This is a genomic window from Aminobacter aminovorans (genome assembly GCF_900445235.1).
Taxonomy (GTDB): Bacteria; Pseudomonadota; Alphaproteobacteria; order Rhizobiales; family Rhizobiaceae; genus Aminobacter; species Aminobacter aminovorans.
The window spans coordinates 270,148-287,794 of record NZ_UFSM01000001.1 but is presented as its reverse complement, the minus strand read 5'-3'; the positions used below and the strand labels follow the sequence as shown (position 1 = coordinate 287,794).

At 63.1% G+C, this 17,647-nt stretch carries 16 protein-coding genes; 10 read left to right on the top strand and 6 right to left on the bottom strand.

Going from position 1 to position 17,647, the window contains the following annotated elements:
- Genes DY201_RS01475 through DY201_RS01465 form a run of 3 tightly spaced genes read left to right on the top strand, consistent with a single transcriptional unit; the run spans position 1 to position 3,965 of the window.
- Positions 1 to 1,155, top strand: a complete 1,155-nt coding sequence (locus tag DY201_RS01475; RefSeq protein WP_115729666.1) for a carbohydrate ABC transporter permease — start codon at positions 1 to 3, stop codon at positions 1,153 to 1,155.
- Between the two features lie 17 nt (positions 1,156 to 1,172).
- The gene (gene bglA / locus DY201_RS01470) at positions 1,173 to 2,825 is read left to right on the top strand and encodes a beta-galactosidase BglA (protein WP_425358706.1); all 1,653 of its coding nucleotides are present in this window, start codon (positions 1,173 to 1,175) and stop codon (positions 2,823 to 2,825) included.
- 27 nt (positions 2,826 to 2,852) lie between these two features.
- Positions 2,853 to 3,965 (top strand): ABC transporter ATP-binding protein, encoded by a 1,113-nt coding sequence (locus DY201_RS01465; RefSeq protein ID WP_115729664.1) that lies wholly within the window; start codon positions 2,853 to 2,855, stop codon positions 3,963 to 3,965.
- Positions 3,966 to 4,081: 116 nt separating this feature from the next.
- On the opposite strand, the gene DY201_RS01460 is transcribed toward DY201_RS01465, so the two are convergent.
- The 5 genes from DY201_RS01460 to DY201_RS01435 form a co-directional block, all read right to left on the bottom strand.
- The gene (locus tag DY201_RS01460) at positions 4,082 to 4,924 is read right to left on the bottom strand and encodes a metal ABC transporter permease (protein ID WP_115729663.1); all 843 of its coding nucleotides are present in this window, start codon (positions 4,922 to 4,924) and stop codon (positions 4,082 to 4,084) included.
- A gap of 238 nt (positions 4,925 to 5,162) precedes the next feature.
- Positions 5,163 to 6,023 carry a metal ABC transporter permease gene (locus tag DY201_RS01450; RefSeq protein ID WP_115729661.1) on the bottom strand — a complete coding sequence of 287 codons (861 nt, stop codon included), beginning with the start codon at positions 6,021 to 6,023 and terminating at the stop codon, positions 5,163 to 5,165.
- A complete protein-coding gene (locus tag DY201_RS01445; protein WP_172582913.1) occupies positions 6,020 to 6,925 on the bottom strand; it encodes a manganese/iron ABC transporter ATP-binding protein in 906 nt (301 codons plus the stop codon). Before DY201_RS01445 ends, DY201_RS01450 begins: the two co-directional genes overlap by 4 nt.
- A complete protein-coding gene (locus tag DY201_RS01440; protein ID WP_245432094.1) occupies positions 6,922 to 7,734 on the bottom strand; it encodes a metal ABC transporter substrate-binding protein in 813 nt (270 codons plus the stop codon). The genes DY201_RS01445 and DY201_RS01440 overlap by 4 nt, the downstream gene beginning before the upstream one ends.
- 327 nt (positions 7,735 to 8,061) lie before the next feature.
- Positions 8,062 to 8,829, bottom strand: coding sequence for a glycosyltransferase family 25 protein (locus DY201_RS01435; protein ID WP_115729659.1), 768 nt, complete (start codon positions 8,827 to 8,829; stop codon positions 8,062 to 8,064).
- A 183-nt stretch (positions 8,830 to 9,012) separates the two neighbouring features.
- Here DY201_RS01435 and DY201_RS01430 point away from each other — a divergent pair, with 183 nt between their 5' ends.
- Positions 9,013 to 9,453, top strand: a complete 441-nt coding sequence (locus DY201_RS01430; RefSeq protein WP_067954969.1) for a Fur family transcriptional regulator — start codon at positions 9,013 to 9,015, stop codon at positions 9,451 to 9,453.
- Between the two features lie 135 nt (positions 9,454 to 9,588).
- Positions 9,589 to 11,007 (top strand): NADP-dependent phosphogluconate dehydrogenase, encoded by a 1,419-nt coding sequence (gene gndA, locus DY201_RS01425; protein ID WP_115729658.1) that lies wholly within the window; start codon positions 9,589 to 9,591, stop codon positions 11,005 to 11,007.
- A gap of 130 nt (positions 11,008 to 11,137) precedes the next feature.
- On the opposite strand, the gene DY201_RS01420 is transcribed toward gndA, so the two are convergent.
- Positions 11,138 to 12,205 carry a LacI family transcriptional regulator gene (locus tag DY201_RS01420; RefSeq protein WP_115729657.1) on the bottom strand — a complete coding sequence of 356 codons (1,068 nt, stop codon included), beginning with the start codon at positions 12,203 to 12,205 and terminating at the stop codon, positions 11,138 to 11,140.
- 362 nt (positions 12,206 to 12,567) lie between these two features.
- On the opposite strand from DY201_RS01420, the gene DY201_RS01415 reads away from it, so the two are divergent.
- From DY201_RS01415 to DY201_RS01395, 5 genes are all read left to right on the top strand, one after another.
- A complete protein-coding gene (locus DY201_RS01415) occupies positions 12,568 to 13,806 on the top strand; it encodes an ABC transporter substrate-binding protein (protein WP_115729656.1) in 1,239 nt (412 codons plus the stop codon).
- Positions 13,807 to 13,933: 127 nt separating this feature from the next.
- A complete protein-coding gene (locus DY201_RS01410) occupies positions 13,934 to 14,836 on the top strand; it encodes a carbohydrate ABC transporter permease (protein WP_115729655.1) in 903 nt (300 codons plus the stop codon).
- Entirely contained in the window at positions 14,829 to 15,782 is a 954-nt protein-coding gene (locus DY201_RS01405; protein ID WP_245431863.1) for a carbohydrate ABC transporter permease, read from the top strand. Before DY201_RS01410 ends, DY201_RS01405 begins: the two co-directional genes overlap by 8 nt.
- Positions 15,783 to 15,786: 4 nt before the next feature.
- Complete coding sequence (locus tag DY201_RS01400; RefSeq protein WP_115729654.1) at positions 15,787 to 16,866, top strand: ABC transporter ATP-binding protein; 1,080 nt, start codon at positions 15,787 to 15,789, stop codon at positions 16,864 to 16,866.
- 29 nt (positions 16,867 to 16,895) lie between these two features.
- Positions 16,896 to 17,639 carry a sugar phosphate isomerase/epimerase family protein gene (locus DY201_RS01395; RefSeq protein ID WP_115729653.1) on the top strand — a complete coding sequence of 248 codons (744 nt, stop codon included), beginning with the start codon at positions 16,896 to 16,898 and terminating at the stop codon, positions 17,637 to 17,639.
- Positions 17,640 to 17,647 lie beyond the last annotated feature (8 nt).

Genomic DNA, 17,647 nt, shown 5'->3' with positions numbered 1-17,647 from the left:
ATGGCCAGTTCAAGGGGAAAATCCTTCATCGGCCGCTTCGGCGTCCACTTCGCGGTGCTGGTCTTCGTTGCCATCTGGACCATCCCGACGCTCGGCATCCTGGTCAGCTCGCTGCGTGACAAGGACCAGCTCATCGTGTCGGGCTGGTGGACGGCGTTGTCGACTTCGTCTCAGACCGAGGCCGGGCGCACCGACGCCGCCGACAAGCAGGTCGAGAAAGACGGCAAGTTCCTGATCATGGGCAATCTGTTCGGCGCCGGCGATCCACGCACCGTGACCGCCTTCGGCACCAAGGCGCAGCAGCCGACGCAATTCGAAGCAGGCACCGCCGCCGACCTCGGCGAGGGCGTGACGCTTCAGGTCAATGACGACGGCTCCTATGTGATGTCATCGCCCAAGGCCTTCGAGATCACCCGTGGCCAGCGTGTCTACTTCTCGGCCTCCGCGCCTCCGCGCTTCACCACCGACAACTACCGCACAGTGCTGTTTTCGGAAGGCATCGGTCGGTCCTTCATCAATTCGCTGACTGTGACCATTCCGGCGACAATCATCCCGATCCTGATCGCCGCCTATGCTGCCTATGCGCTTGCCTGGATGCGTTTTCCTGGCCGCGCGCTGCTGATTGCCGTCATCATCGGCCTGCTCGTCGTGCCGCTGCAGATGTCGCTCATTCCGCTGCTCAAGCTCTATAACGGCGTCGGTCTGTTCTTCGGTGTGCCGGCCAAGACCTATCTCGGCATATGGCTTGCGCATACCGGCTTCGGCCTGCCCTTCGCGATCTATCTCCTGCGCAGCTACATCGCCGGCCTGCCGCGCGAGATCATGGAATCAGCGCGCATAGACGGCGCCAGCGACTTCGAGATCTTCGTCAAGATCGTGCTGCCGCTGTCCTTCCCGGTGCTCGCCTCCTTCGCCATCTTCCAGTTCCTGTGGGTCTGGAATGACCTTCTGGTGGCGATGGTGTTCCTCGGCTCAGGCTCCGACCAGCTGGTGCTGACCGGCAAGCTCAACGCCCTGCTCGGCTCGCGCGGCGGCGACTGGGAAATCCTCACCACCTCGGCCTTTGTCACCATCATCGTGCCGTTGATCGTGTTCTTCTCGCTTCAACGTTATTTCGTCCGCGGCCTGCTCGCGGGCTCAGTCAAGGGAGGCTAGCTCAGATGCAAGCCGCAATGCGCAAGTTCGAAAACCCTGAAACCGCAGTCGATCGCGACTGGTGGCGCGGGGCCGTGATCTACCAGATCTACCCCCGCAGCTATCAGGATTCGAACGGCGACGGCATCGGCGACCTCAGGGGCATCATCGATCGGCTGCCGCACATCGCCTCCCTCGGCGCGGATGCCGTCTGGATCTCGCCCTTCTTCAAGTCGCCGATGAAGGATTTCGGCTACGACATCTCCGACTATCTCGACATCGACCCGATGTTCGGCACGCTGGCCGACTTCGACGCGATGATCGCAGAAGCCCACCGCCTCGGCCTCAAGGTGATGATCGACGGTGTCATCTCGCACACCTCCGATCTGCACGCCTGGTTCAAGGAAAGTCGCGCCAGCCGCGACAACCCCAGGGCGGATTGGTACGTCTGGGCCGACGCCAAGCCCGATGGCAGCCCGCCCAACAACTGGCTGTCGATCTTCGGCGGCTCTGCATGGCAGTGGGACACCCGGCGCATGCAGTATTACCTGCACAACTTCCTCGCCGAACAGCCCGACCTCAACTTCCACAACCGCGACGTCCAGGACGCGCTGCTCGACGTTACCCGCTTCTGGCTCGACCGTGGCGTCGACGGCTTCCGTCTCGACACCATCAATTTCTATTTCCACTCGGCAGGCCTCGAGGACAATCCGGCGCTGCCGCCGGAGCAGCGCAACGACCAGACGGCACCCGCTGTAAACCCCTACAATTTCCAGGACCACATATACGACAAGAGCCGACCGGAGAATCTTGAATTCCTCGCCCGCTTCCGCGCCGTGCTCGACGAGTATCCGGCGGCCGCAGCCGTCGGCGAAGTCGGCGATTCCCAGCGCGGTCTCGAGGTCGTGGCGTCCTACACCGCCGGCGGCGACAAGGTGCAGATGTGTTACGCCTTCGACTTCCTGGCGCCGGAAAAGATCTCGGCCGCCAAGGTGCGCACGGTGCTCGAAGATTTCGGCAAGGCGGCGAGCGACGGCTGGTCGTGCTGGGCCTTCTCCAATCACGACGTCGTCCGCCATGCCTCGCGCTGGGGCATGGGCGAGGCCGACCGCACCGCCTATCTCAAGGTGATCTCGGCGCTTCTGATGTCGCTGCGTGGTTCGGTCTGCATCTATCAGGGCGAGGAGCTTGGCCTGACCGAAGCGAGCCTCGCCTTCGAGGATCTGCAGGATCCCTATGGCATCCGCTTCTGGCCCGAGTTCAAGGGCCGCGACGGCTGCCGCACGCCGATGGTGTGGAACAAGGACGCCGCCAACGGCGGCTTCTCCACGGCGAAGCCCTGGCTGCCGGTGCCTGCGGATCATCTGGCGCAGGCCGTCGACACCCAGGAGGGGGATGCTGCTTCGCTGCTTGAGCACTACCGGCGTTTCCTCGCCTTCCGCCGATCGCATCCGGCACTCGCCAAGGGCGAGATCGCCTTCCTGAAGGCAGAAGATGACGTCGTTGCCTTCACCCGTCGCGAAGGCAACGAGGAGGTCGTCTGCGTCTTCAATCTTGGCAGCGCGCCGGCTAACATCGACCTCGGAGGACGTGGTCTGCAGCCCTTGCCGGGGCATGGGCTCGATGGAAATGCCAACGCCGGCGCAGTCCGGCTCGGTGGTTACGGCGCCTGGTTCGGGCGCTTCGTCTGACCGCAAATTAGGTACTGGGAGGAAACCATGGCCGATCTAACGCTCAGGGACGTCAAGAAGTCATACGGCAATCTGCACATTCTTCATGGCATCGACCTCGACATCAAGTCGGGAGAGTTCATCGTTTTCGTCGGCCCTTCGGGCTGCGGAAAGTCGACGCTTTTGCGTTCGATCGCCGGGCTGGAGGAAATTACTGGCGGTGAACTGCACATCGCCGGCGAGAAGGTCAACGACGTGCCGCCGTCCAAGCGCGGCATCGCTATGGTGTTCCAGTCCTACGCGCTCTATCCGCACATGACCGTCTACGACAACATGGCCTTCGGCATGAAGATCGCCGGCGAGAGCAAGGCGGAGATCGACAAGCGGGTGCGCGCCGCAGCCGAAATCCTGCAGCTGACCAAATATCTCGACCGTCTGCCCAAGGCGATGTCAGGCGGCCAGCGTCAGCGTGTCGCCATCGGCCGCGCCATCGTGCGCAACCCCAAGGTCTTCCTCTTCGACGAGCCATTGTCCAACCTGGATGCCGCCCTGCGCGTCGCCACCCGCATCGAAATTGCCAAGCTCAAGGAATCGATGCCCAACACGACGATGATCTACGTCACCCACGATCAGGTCGAGGCGATGACGCTGGCCGACCGTATCGTCGTGCTCAAGGACGGCCGCATCGAGCAGGTCGGTTCGCCGATGGAGCTCTACAAGCACCCCGGTAATCTGTTCGTCGCTCAGTTCATCGGCTCGCCGGCGATGAACGTCGTTGCCGGTACAATCGAAAGGACGGGCGAGACGAGCCTTGTCAGCCATGTCGGCGGCCACAAGAGCTCTGTTCCGGTGGCGACACCCTCTGAGGCCCAGGGCAAGCCAGTCAGCTTCGGCGTGCGACCTGAGGATCTCTATGTTGCGACCGGTGACGACTACCTGTTCGAGGGGCTCGTCGACTATGTCGAGCAGCTCGGCGAGGTCCAACTGGTCTATGTCGACATCGGTCGCGCCGATCAGCCGCTGGTGGCCAAGCTGCCCGGCAATGTCGAGGTCAAGCGCGGCACCAAGATTAGGCTCGCTGCCAGTCCCGACGAACTGCATATCTTCGACAGTGAGGGTCATTCCTTTGCCCGCCGCCGGCTGACGGCTGCAGCAGCGTGAGTGCCTGAACTTCCCCCATTGTGGGGAGGGTGGCCAAAACGGGCCGGGTGTGGGCGAGCGTGAGAACTCTTACGCCCAAACCCGCTCGGCTCTCCCCACAAGGGAAGGTATGCTGTTCACTCTACCATCACCTGCTTCTGCCTGACCGCCGTCCGCCGCCTGGAGACAAGGAACGCGGCGACGAAGGCAAGGCTCATCAAAAGCACGATGGTTGGCGCCGGCGCACTGTCGATGAAGAAGCTGAGATAGACGCCCGACAACGAGCACGACATCGCCACCAGCACAGACACCATAAGCATCCGTTCGAAGCGGTCGGTGAGTAGGTAGGCAATCGCGCCGGGTGCGATCAGCATGGCAATGGCGATTATGATGCCGACGGCCTTCAGCGCGCCGACGATGGTCAATGACAGGATCGTCAGCAGCCCATAATGCAGCAGCCTGACCGGCAGGCCGATGGCCTGCGCGTGCTGCGGGTCGAAGGCATGCAGTAACAGGTCCCGGCGGAACAAGCCGATGGCGCCTGTTGCCACCAGCGCGATGGCTGCCGCCTGGCCGACATCGTTCCAGCTCACGCCGAGCATGTCGCCGAACAGGATATGGTCGAGATGCACGTCGGTCTGGATCTTCGTATAGAGCACGATGCCGAGGCCAAACATGCCGGAAAAGACGATGCCCATGACGGTGTCTTCCTTGATCCGGCTGTTCTGCTTGAGATAGCCGGTCGCCAGCGCGCAGGTCATGCCGGCGGCGAAGGCGCCGACAGCCAGTGGCAGGCCGGCGATATAGGCCAGCACGACGCCAGGCAGTACCGCATGGCTGATGGCATCACCCATCAGAGACCAGCCCTTGAGCACCAGGAAACACGACAACAGCGCCATCGGCACAGCGACCAAAAGCGAGATGGCGAAAGCCTGCTGCATGAAAGGGAAGGCGAAGGGCAGGGTGAGGGTTTCGATCATGGCTGCCCCGCATAGGTCGGCGCGCCACGCCACCCCCCTCTGGCCTGCCGGCCATCTCCCCCGCAAGGGGGGAGATTGGTTTCGTGCTCTACGGAGCGCCGTCCTGCAGCGTCGTAAGGACAGGACAAGCCCCGCGACGTTGACGATTGGGCAAGGCGCTGATGCAGGCCTGATCTCCTCCCTTGCGGGAGAGATGGCCGGCAGGCCAGCGGGGGGTGGGAAGGAATGAGACCAATCATCATATCCCAGCCTCCAGTTCCAGCCGGGCACGCCGACGGGCCGCGAGCAATCCATGCTTGGGAGCGAGGAAGAACGCAGCCAGGAAGATCAGCGTCTGCGCCACCACGATGATGCCGCCGGTCGCGCCGTCCAGAAAGTAGCTGGCATAGGCGCCGACGAAGCTGGTCACGCTGCCGATCGCCACGCTGATGACGATCAGCCGGGGAAACCGGTCGGTGAGCAGATAGGCCGTCGCCCCCGGCGTCACCACCATGGCGATGACCAGGAAGGCGCCCACCGTCTGCAAAGCCGCCACCGTCGATGCCGACAGCAGCATGAAGAACAGCACCTTGAGCAAATCAGGGTTCAGTCCGATCGAGCGCGCGTGGTTTTCGTCGAAGAAGGCGACCATCAGGTCTTTCCACTTGGCGAGCAGGATCGCCAGCGAAATGCCGCCGATAAGGACGAGTTGCAGCGTGTCGGCCGGGGTCACCGCCAGAATATTGCCGAGCACGATGGTCTGGATGTTCACCGAGGCGGGCGACAGGGAGATCATGAACAGGCCGAGCCCGAAGAAGGAGGTGAAGATCAGCCCGATGATGGCGTCCTCCTTCAGCTTTGTGCGCTGGTTGAGGAACAGCATGGCGCCCGCCGCCAGCCCGCCCGACAGGAACGCGCCGAGCGCGAATGGCAGGCCGAGCATGTAGGCGCCGGCGACACCTGGGACAATCGAATGCGAGAGAGCGTCGCCGATCAGCGACCAGCCCTTGAGCATGAGATAGGCCGACAGGAAGGCGCAGACGCCGCCGACAAGCGCCGACACCCACATGGCGTTGACCATATAGCCGTAGCCGAACGGCTCCAGGAGCGTTGAGATCATTTCCGGCGCCCGCCTTTCCTGGCGGCACCATCATTGCCATCGTCATAGATGACGAAGGGGCGCTCGTCATCGGTCAGCACGGTCACCTGCCGCGTGTCGGCATCGTCATGCAGTTCGGAGCCGCCGAGGATGAACTGGCGCAGCACACCGCCGAAGGCCTTTTCCAGATTGGCTTTTGTAAAGGTCTCCGCGGTCGGGCCTGATGCAAGCACTGTCCGGTTGATCAGCACGGCGCGGTCGCAGAAGCGGGGTACCGAACCCAGATTATGCGTCGACACCAGCATCACCCGGCCTTCGTCGCGCAGGCCCTGCAAAAGCGCGATGATCGCCTCCTCGGTGCGCACGTCGACGCCGGTGAAGGGCTCGTCGAGCAGGATAAGCTCGCCCTCCTGCGCCAGCGCGCGGGCCAGGAACACACGCTTCTTCTGCCCGCCCGACAGTTCGCCGATCTGGCGCTTGCGGAAGTCGGCCATGCCGACGCGTTCGAGCGCTGCGTCCACCGCCTCGCGATCGATGCCGCGCGTCATGCGCAGGAAGTTCATGTGGCCATAACGGCCCATCATCACCACGTCCTCGACAAGGACGGGGAAGTTCCAGTCGACGTCCTCGCTCTGCGGCACATAGGCGACGAGGTTCTTCCTCAGCGCCTCGCGCGCCGGCTGGCCTAAAATCTCGACGCTGCCGGTGGCGAGCGGCACGAAGCCCATGATCGACTTGAACAGGGTCGACTTGCCGCTGCCATTGACGCCGACGAGCGCGGTGATGGTGCCGCGCGGAATGGCGAAGGAGGCATTGCGCAAGGCGGTGTGGCCGTTGCGGTAGGTCACCGAGATGTTGGCGACGTTGAGACCGTCGCCGGGAGTGGCTTCCGCCTGGGGCCGCCCTTTCAGGGGGATGGTCATTGGGTCAGCCCCTTGACGATGGTCTGGGTGGTGACGCTGAGCAGGTCGAGATAGGTCGGCACCGGGCCGCTCTCATCGCTGAGCGAGTCGACATAGAGCACGCCGCCATATTTTGCCCCGGTCTCCCGCGCGACCTGCTCGGCAGGCTTTGACGACACGGTGCTTTCGCTGAACACGGCCGGAATGCTGTTGGCCTTGACGAGGTCGATCACCTTGCGCACCTGCTGGGGAGTGCCTTGCTGGTCGGCATTGATCGGCCAAAGATAGACCTCCTTCAGCCCGAAGTCGCGCGCCAGGTAGGAGAAGGCGCCTTCACTGGTGGCGAGCCAGCGGCGCTCGGCAGGAATGGTCTCGATGGCCTTGTGGATCGGCGCCACCGTTGCCTTGATCTTCTCGGCATAGGCGGCGGCGTTTCGGGCGTAGGCCTCCGCGTTCTTGGGGTCTTTCTCGGTGAAAGCCTTGCGGATGTTCTCGACATAGATCAGCGCCGCCTCGGGCGACATCCAGGCATGTGGGTTGGGCTTGCCGGTATAGGGGCCCTCGGCGATGCCCATCGGCACCACGCCATCGGAGACGACGGCCTGGCTGACGCCGTCGAGGTTCTCGAAGAATTTCTGGAACCACAATTCGAGGTTCAGGCCGTTCCACAACACGAGGTCGGCCTTCTGGGCGCGCAGGATGTCACCCGGCGTCGGCTGGTAGTTGTGGATCTCGGCATTGGGCTTGGTGATCGATTCCACCTCGGCCGCGTCGCCGGCGACGTTGCGCGCGATGTCGGCGATGACGGTGAAGGTGGTCACCACCTTCATCTTGCCGCCCGCCGCGCTTTCCTGGGAGCAGGCCGAAAGCCCGAGCGCCGCCGCGAGCAAGGCGATGGCGGCAAAGGTGGTGCGAAACGCTGTCATGGAAATCCCGTTCGAGAGGCCGCGCCGAACGGGCGGCAGATACGATGCCTTACCTAATGGCTGTTGTCGCCTTTGTCAATGCAATTGCAAATCGTTTGCAAGTAGCCTGGCGATGCGACTGTCAATGCCGCCGCTTGGGCGGTTTCGCCGGCGCCGCATAACGCGCTCGAACGCCTCTTCTCCCCACAAGCGGAAAAGGAAGGCGCGGGTGGCTTCGGACGGTGCAGCTTGTCAGCCGCGCGGCGGGACGTCGATGGTTCTGGTGAGAGCACTGGGCGTCAGCGCATAGGCTGCGCAGCGGAAATAGTTGAGCGTCCGGAAGATGCCGGTGCGCCAGCGGCGCCTCAGCGGAAACTTGATGCGTCTCTGACCGGAGCCTTCGATGACGCTTGGCGCGCGGGTCAGCTTGACCAGAGGCTTGTCGAGGGTAAACAGCGCTGTGCCGTGCGCCCATCCACGCTCGAGTTCGACGTCGAACTGCATGACCATTGGACGCAACGAGGTCACAAGCCGCCGCGCGGCATCGCGCCTGACGGCATATGCTGCGGCGCTGCCGAGAGAGCCGTGGATACACCGGCCCAGCGCATAGCCATTGCCGAGCGGCAGGCGACGGAGGAAGGCGGTCGTCCGATGATTGACCAGTTTTACGACATCCCAACCCTTGATACAGGCGAGTTCGTCGATGACAGCGGAAAAATCCGCCGTGAATTGGACGTCGTCCTCCAGCACCACACCGATTTCGTCCTCGCCCTCGGCAATGTGCCTGATCGCCCGGAGATGGCTGAGGTAACAGCCGATCTCGGCCGTGAGCACCGTCTTGCCGCAGATCTGGTGAAAGCGTGCTTCGTCGATCAGGCTTCGTTGCTCCGCTGTCAGCGTGCTGCCGTCGATTGCCGGAACACGGGTGATGCGAAGGCCAAGTCCAGCCGCGCTTGCTTCGACGGCAGCGAGACGATCCTTCGAGCGGTCCAGGTTGATAAGCAGCAGCGGCGTGGGCATCGATCGGTTCGAAACGGCTTAAGGGTCGCGTCCAACTAACCCATTTTGCGGCTAAGCCAAGGGGCGGCATGGCTGAAGCCGGCATAATTTCTCGGGAGCATCCGGCGACCCATGCCGTTGATCTGGGGATGAACGTCGACTTAATCTTTTGCAACTGAGTGTCATCTGGCACATAGTCGCGCCATGACGAAGACGCCTGTGAAACATGCCCCCAAGAAGCCGGACTACGAGAAAGCGCTGCGCAAGGCGGGCATCCGCATCACGCGGCCGCGCAAGATCATCCTTGGCATTCTGGGTGAAACTGAAGACCATCCCGACGCGCTGGAGATCTTCCGCCGCGCCGAACAGGTCGACAAGAGCATCTCGCTTTCGACAGTCTACCGCACCATGAAGTTGCTCGAGGAGATGGGCGCCATTCACCGCCATGCCTTCGAAGGCGGGCCATCGCGCTTCGAGCAGGCCGGCGGCGATCATCACGACCATCTCATCGACATGGACACCGGGGACGTCATCGAATTCCGCTCCGACCGCATCGAGCAGCTGCAGCAGGAAATCGCCCGCCAGCTCGGCTACGACATCGTCCATCACCGGCTTGAGCTCTACGGTCGCCGCCGCAAGGATTGATGACGCAAGGTCAGGCCACGACGAGTTGATCGTCCGGTGACAAGGCGCGTCGGGCGGCGAGTTGACCTCCGCAGAAGCACGGTCAATCATGCCGCGTCTTTCGACGACAGCAATCAGCAGACAGGATCAGCGACCATGGAAAAAGCCGAAATCGGACTGATCGGATTGGGCACGATGGGCTCGAACCTGGCGCTGAACATCGCCGAAAAAGGCCATCGCATCGCCGTCTTCAATCGCACACCGGCCCGTACGCAGGCGTTTGTCGAAGCGGCGGGCGCCTTGCGCGACATGGTCGTGCCCTGCGGCTCGATCGAGGAACTGGCAGCTGCCATCCGCCCGCCGCGGCCGATCATCATCATGGTGCTGGCAGGCGATCCGGTCGACCAGCAGATCGCGGCCCTTCGCCCGGTTCTCGCCGCCAACGACATCATCATCGATGCCGGCAACGCCAATTTCCGCGACACGATGCGCCGCTTCAAGGAGCTCGACGGCTCGGGCCTGACCTTCATCGGCATGGGTGTGTCGGGCGGTGAAGAGGGCGCGCGCCACGGCCCCTCGATCATGGTCGGCGGCACGCCCGAATCCTATGCCCGCGTCGAGGACGTGCTGACCGCGATTTCGGCCAAGTACAAGGGCGAGCCCTGCGCCGCCTGGCTCGGGCCGAACGGTGCCGGCCATTTCGTCAAGACGATCCACAACGGCATCGAATATGCCGACATGCAGATGATCGCCGAGATCTACGGCATCCTTCGCGACGGGCTCTCGATGAGACCGAAGGAGATCGCGCCTGTCTTTGCCGGCTGGAACAAGGGCCGGCTCGAATCCTACCTGATCGAAATCACCGCATCGGTGCTCGAAGCCGACGATCCCAAGACCGGAAAGCCGGTGGTCGACATCATCCTCGACCGCGCCGGCCAGAAGGGAACCGGCAAGTGGTCGGTGATCGAGGCGCAGCAGCTTGGTATTCCGGCAACAGCAATCGAAGCGGCGGTCGCGGCGCGCGTGCTGTCGTCGATGAAGGATGAACGGCTGGCGGCAGAAAAGGCCTACGGCGCCAACACGCTGAAATTCGCCGGCAACAAGGACGAGGTTCTCGGCGATCTCGAGCTTGCGCTGTTTGCCGGCAAGATCGCCGCCTATGCGCAAGGCTTTGCCGTGATGGCCGGCGCGTCGAAGGAGTTCGGCTGGAACCTGCCGATGCCGACCATCGCCAAGATCTGGCGCGCCGGCTGCATCATCCGTTCGCAGTTCCTCGACACCATCGCAGAAGCTTTCGGCAAGGCCGATCCGTCGACCAACCTTTTGATGGTGCCCGCCTTTGTCGAGATCATGGGCAAGGCGCATCCGTCGCTGCGCCGCATCGTCGCCCGCGCCGCCGAGGCCGGGCTGCCGGTGCCGGCACTGTCGTCGGCGCTGGCCTATTTCGACGGCTATCGCCAGGGTCGCGGCTCGACCGATCTCACCCAGGCGCAGCGCGACTTCTTCGGCGCCCATGGCTTCGAGCGCATCGACGAGCCGGGCGCGCACCATGGGCCGTGGGGCAGCGGCAGCTAACGTCTTCGTTCGGGCCACTCGCAGTCCGCCTGTCGGCACGTTCTCTCCGTGACAGGGAGAAGGAAGTGCTTGGATCCCTGAGAACCCCCTCTCCCGTTTACGGAAAGAAGGCAAGAGACCATGTCAGGCGTTAAGCCTTCCCGGGGTTCTCGTAGGCCTCGACCGCCTCGGGCGTGCTGAGGCTCTGCAGTGCAGTGATGTCGCGCCCGGCGATGCGGCCGAGCACGGCGCGGGCGAGTTCGGCGCCAGCCAGCCGCACGTCTTCGTTGACGACGTAGAGCTGCGGTCGAAGCAGGTGCAGCAGTTTCGAAGATTGCTTGGAGACGATGTCGACGTCCTGGCCGATCTGGAACCCCGCCTCCTCGATGCCGGCGACCAGCGCGAAGGTGCCGGCGCCCGCGCCACTGACGAAGGCGTCGGGACGGTTGGGTCGGCGCATCAGTTCGACTGTCTGCTTGCGGATGTCCTCGATGGAGTGATCGACGGTGGCCATCGGGAACGGCACTTCGCTCAGTCCGTGTTCCATCAGGGCATCGGCGAAGCCGTCGCGCATGTGGTGGTAGTAGCTGAGGTTCGAGGGCGGGGCGAGCAGCGCCAGCCGTTTGCGCCCGAGGGCTGCAAGCTTGTTCACCGCCTCGACCGAATAGGCATGGTTGTCGAAATCGTGAAACGCATGGTCGATGCCCATATGGGTGCGACCATGAGTGGCAAAAGGCATGCCGCGCTCGGTCATGTAACGCACACGTTTGTCGTCGGGCTCGGTGCGCGAGATGATGACACCGTCGGCCGACGCCGTCTCGACGACATAGCGCACCGGCTCGAGCGGGTCGTTGTTGCGCGAATAGGGTGTCACCACCAGGTGATAGGGCGTCTGTGCCAGCGCCTCGGAGATGCCGTAGATGAGGTCCGAGACGAAGCCGCCGACCTGCTCTTCGGTGTCGAGCACCAGGCTGATGACATTGGTCTTGCCGGTGCGCAGGCGCACGCCGGCGCGGTTTGGCCGGTAGCCGATCTGGCGGGCGACGAGCTGCACGCGCTGCCTGGTCGCGGCGCCGATTTCGGGGGCGTCCTTGAGCGCGCGCGACACGGTTGTGACGCCGAGGCCAGTCATGAAGGCGATGGTTTTCAGCGTCGGCGGATTGGCCTCCCCGCCGACGGCCTGGTCTGCATTTTCATCCGGCGGTGTCTTGTCGTTCATGGCCGTTGCCCCACCGTGATCCCTGCTCGGCGCATATCGCATTTGCATGATGGACCTGACAAGCGCTTTCCTGCAGGAACTGTAACGTTTCAGGTTGTACTAATTCATGGCGTTTTTGGAGAGCCGCCCCGGTCGCCGGCTCAGACGTGACCGTGCGCTGCAAAATGACCGTCGACTGTTGATTCATTTGCATGATTGTCTGGAAATGCTGCATTGCGGCGTGGTTTGCCAGCACAAATATGGCGGCTACCTCTCCTGGCTTTAGTTCGGCTTGCGAAGAAAATATCGCGCACCCATTGCAGCGGTCAAAAACTTCGCCTAACGTCCCCACCTGTAACGTTTCAGATTCAGGGAGGAGTGCGATGCGTTATAGGCTGACGACAGCTGCATTTGCAGCAAGCGTCGTGTTTGGGGGTGCAGGTTCAGCCTCCGCGACCGATCTCGAAGTGACGCACTGGTGGACCTCCGGCGGCGAGGCGGCGGCGGTTGCCGAGCTCGCCAAGGCCTTCGATGCCACCGGCAACAAATGGGTCGACGGTGCCATCGCCGGTTCCGGTGATGTCGCCCGTCCGATCATGATCGGCCGCATCACCGGCGGCGATCCGATGGGCGCCACCCAGTTCAACCACGGCCGCCAGGCGGAAGAGCTCGTCCAGGCAGGATTGATGCGCGATTTCACCGCGCTGGCCGAGAAGGAAGGCTGGACAAAGTTCATCCACCCCAAGAGCCTGCTCGACGGCTGCACGCTGGACGGCAGGATCTATTGCGTGCCGGTCAATATCCATTCGCAGCAGTGGCTGTGGTTGTCCAACAAGGCCTTCGCCGACGCCGGCGTGGCGGTGCCGAAGAACTGGGACGAGTTCGTCGCGGCGGCCCCGGCGCTGGAAAAGGCCGGTATCGTGCCGCTTGCCATCGGCCAGCAGCCCTGGCAGACGACGCTCGCCTTCCAGGTCATCCTCGTCGCGCTTGCCGGTCCGGAAACGTTCCAGAAAGTGTTCGGCGACAAGGACGCGACTTTGGCTGCCGGCGCCGAAATGGCCAAGGTCTTCGCCGCCGCCGACCAGGCGCGCCAGATGTCGGCCAAGTCCAACGTCCAGGAGTGGAACCAGGCGACAAGCATGGTCATCAACGGCAAGGCCGGCGGACAGATCATGGGCGACTGGGCGCAAGGCGAGTTCCAGGTCGCCGGCCAGGTTGCCGGCAAGGATTACACGTGCCTGCCTGGCCTCGGCGTCAACGAGATCATCTCGACCGGTGGCGATGCCTTCTATTTCCCCAAGCAGACCGACCCTGAAAAGGCCAAGGCCCAGGAGGCGCTTGCCTCGGTGATGCTGTCGCCTACGACCCAGGTTGCCTTCAATCTCAAGAAGGGCTCGCTGCCGGTGCGTGGCGACGTCGACCTGAACGCCGCCAACGACTGCATGAAGAAGGGGCTCGAGATCCTCGCCAAGGGCAACATCATCCCAGCGCCCGACCAGTTGATGTCGGCCGATGGCGTGACCCAGATCAATGATCTGTTCGTCGAGTTCTTCGCCAACAAGGAGCTTTCGGCACAAGACGCGCAGAAACGCTTTGCCGAAATCATCGCCGCTGCGGACTAGGGCAAGGACATCCGGGCTTCCCGACCTGGTCCTTGCCTGAGATGCTGCAGTCCTGTCAGCGGCGATCTGCCGGCCCCGACGTGTCGGGACCGGCAGATTGGCTGACGATCCGGATGAGTGCCGACCGATGACCCCGACGTATCAGGGCCGACCATTCGGGTTGTTTCGCAACCTGAATGCCAAGATCGCCTCGATCCCGATGATCCTGACCGCGCTGGTCATTTTCGTCGGTGGCACGGCGTGGACGGTGTTTTATTCCTTCACCAACTCCAAGCTTCTGCCCCGCGCCAGCTTCGTCGGCTTCGACCAGTATGAGCGCCTGTGGGCGACGCCGCGTTGGCTGGTGGCGGTCGAGAACCTCGCTATCTACGGCGTCTGCACGTTGGTCTTTTCACTGGTCATCGGCTTCATGCTCGCGGCCCTGATGGACCAGAAGATCCGTTTCGAGAACACCTTCCGCACCATCTTTCTCTACCCTTTCGCGCTGTCCTTCATCGTCACCGGCCTGGCGTGGCAGTGGATCCTCAACCCGAATTTCGGCATCCAGCAGGTGGTGCGCAATCTCGGCTGGGAGAGCTTCACCTTCGACCCGCTCTATAATGCCGACATCGTCATCTACGGCATCCTGATCGCCGGGCTGTGGCAGGGCACCGGGCTGATCATGTGCCTGATGTTGGCCGGCCTGCGCGGCATCGACGGCGACATATGGAAGGCGGCGCGCGTCGACGGCATCCCGACCTGGAAGACCTATGTCTTCATCGTCATCCCGATGATGCGGCCGGTGCTTGTGACCACGCTGGTCATCATCGCCAGCGGCATCGTCAAGGTCTACGACCTCGTCGTCGCCCAGACCAGCGGCGGCCCCGGCATTGCTTCCGAAGTGCCGGCCAAGTACGTCTACAACTACATGTTTCTGGCGCAGAATCTGGGGCAGGGCTTCGCCGCCTCGACAATGATGCTGCTGTCGGTCGTCATCGTCATCGTGCCCTGGGCCTATCTCGAATTTGGCAGGAGGCGCCGCCATGGCTGAGCAGATTCTGCGCGCCGCCCCCGAACTTGCCGTGGCAAGCGCTCTGCCCGCCCGCGCAAGGGCGCTGTCGGGTCCGCATGGCCCCAGGCCGCGCCGCCGCTTCTCCCGTCGCAACGTCTTCATCTACGGTACGCTGGCGCTGGTCGCCGCCTACTACCTGTTGCCGCTCTATGTGATGGTGGTGACGTCGCTGAAGGGCATGCCCGAAATCCGGCTGGGCAACATCTTTTCGCCGCCGGTCGAGATCACCTTCGAGCCATGGGTCAAGGCATGGTCGACAGCCTGCACCGGCCTCAACTGTGACGGGCTCTCGCGCGGCTTCTGGAACTCGGTGATGATCACTGTTCCGTCGGTGTTCCTGTCGATCGCCATCGCGTCGATCAATGGCTACGCGCTGGCCAACTGGCGCTTCAAGGGCGCCGAGGTGTTCTTCACCGTGCTCGTCGTCGGCGCCTTCATTCCCTACCAGGTGATGCTCTATCCTGTAGTCATCGTGCTGCGTGAGATCGGCCTCTATGGCTCGCTTTGGGGCTTGGTGCTGGTGCACACCATCTTCGGCATGCCGATACTGACGCTGTTGTTCCGCAACTATTTCGCCTCGCTGCCGGAGGAGCTGTTCAAGGCGGCTCGTGTCGACGGTGCCGGCTTCTGGACGATCTATCTCAGGATCATGCTGCCGATGTCGTTGCCGATCTTCGTGGTGGCAATCATCCTGCAGGTCACCGGCATCTGGAACGATTTCCTGTTCGGCGTCGTCTACACCAAGCCCGACACCTATCCGATTACGGTCCAGCTCAACAACATCGTCAACGCCGTACAGGGCGTGAAGGAGTACAACGTCAACATGGCAGCCACCCTTCTGACCGGACTGGTCCCGCTCGTCATCTACTTCATTTCAGGCAAGCTTTTCGTCCGCGGCATCGCCGCCGGCGCGGTGAAGGGGTGAGGCGATGACAAGTGTCCAGGTCAGGGACGTTTCGCTCAGCTTCGGCGCCTATGATGTGCTGAAGGAGCTCAATCTCGACGTGCCGGAAGGCGAGTTCCTGGTGTTGCTCGGCCCATCCGGCTGCGGCAAGTCCACGCTGCTCAACTGCATTGCCGGCCTGCTCGACGTGTCCGAGGGGCAGATCTTCATCAAGGGCAAGAACGTCACCTGGGAGGAGCCCAAGGATCGCGGCATCGGCATGGTGTTCCAGTCCTATGCGCTCTATCCACAGATGACGGTGGAGGGAAACCTGTCCTTCGGCCTGAAGACGGCAGGCATGGCGAAGGACGAGATCGCAAGGCGTATCGCCCGCGCAGCCGAGATCCTGCAGATCGAGCCGCTGCTCCAGCGCAAGCCGGCGGCGCTGTCGGGCGGGCAGCGCCAGCGCGTGGCGATCGGCCGGGCGCTGGTGCGTGATGTCGACGTGTTCCTGTTTGACGAGCCACTGTCCAACCTCGACGCCAAACTGCGCTCGGAGCTGCGCGTCGAAATCAAGCGGCTGCACCAGAAACTCGCCAACACCATGATCTACGTCACCCACGACCAGATCGAGGCGATGACGCTGGCCGACCGCATCGCCGTCATGAAGGGCGGCGTGATCCAGCAGCTCGACGCACCGCAGGTGATCTACAACAAACCGGTCAATCGCTTCGTCGCCGGCTTCCTCGGCTCGCCCGGCATGAACTTTCTCGACGGCGATGTTGAGGGCGATGCGCCGACATTCGTCGCGACAGACACGAAGATACCGCTCGACCGCTACGGTTTTGGCGACGCGGCTAAGCCCGGCAAGGCGGTGTTCGGCGTGCGGCCCGAGCACATTGCCACGGGCCATGCCGCTGCTGCCATGCCCTTTCAAGCGGACGCCAGGGTCGAGCTGGTCGAACCGATGGGTTCGGACACGCTGGTCTGGACGAAGCTTGGCGGCCAGAGTTTCGCCTTCCGCGTCGAGGCCGAACGCCATCTGGCGTCGGGCGATCAGCTGCGCATCGGCTTCGATCCAGCGCGCGCCTCGCTGTTCGACGGCCAGAGCGGCAGCCGCATGTGAAATCCCCTCCCAAGCAAACGGACAGAACCATGGACTGGTCATTCCAACTCTACAGCGCCCGCAACTTTCAACCCTGGCAGAATGTGCTCAAGACGCTCGGCGCCCTCGGTTACGCCCAAGTCGAGGGCTTTGGCGCCGTCTACGAAGAGCCCGCAACGTTCCGCGCCGAGCTCGACAAGAACGGTCTGGCCATGCCGAGCGGCCATTTCGGCATCGACCTTCTGGAGCAGGATTTCGCCAAGGCGGCAGGCATCGCCAGGACGCTCGGCATGAAGCTGATCGCCTGCCCGTGGCTCGAGCCGGCGGAACGGCCTACCGACGCGGAAGGCTGGCGGGCATTCGGCAGGCGTCTTGCTGCCATTGGCGCAAAGGCCAATGACGCAGGTTTCGACTTTGCCTGGCATAACCATGACTTCGAGTTCGTGCCGGTTGGCGGCGTGGTGCCACAGCGCCTGATCCTGGAGGCTGCCCCTGAGGTCGGCTGGGAGATGGACGTCGCCTGGGTGATCCGCGGCGGATCCGACCCGCTGCACTGGATCGAGGAGTTCGGCCCGCGCATCCTGGCTGTCCACGTCAAGGACATCGCGCCTCAAGGCTTGGCGACGGATGAGGACGGCTGGTCCGACGTGGGACACGGCACGGTCGACTGGGCAGGGCTCGTGACGGCTTTGCGCAAGAACACGCCGGCGAAGTATTTTGTCATGGAACACGACAACCCGGCCGATTTCGAGCGCTTCGCAAGCCGCTCGATCGCAGCCGCCAAGACCTTCTAGGGGGATCA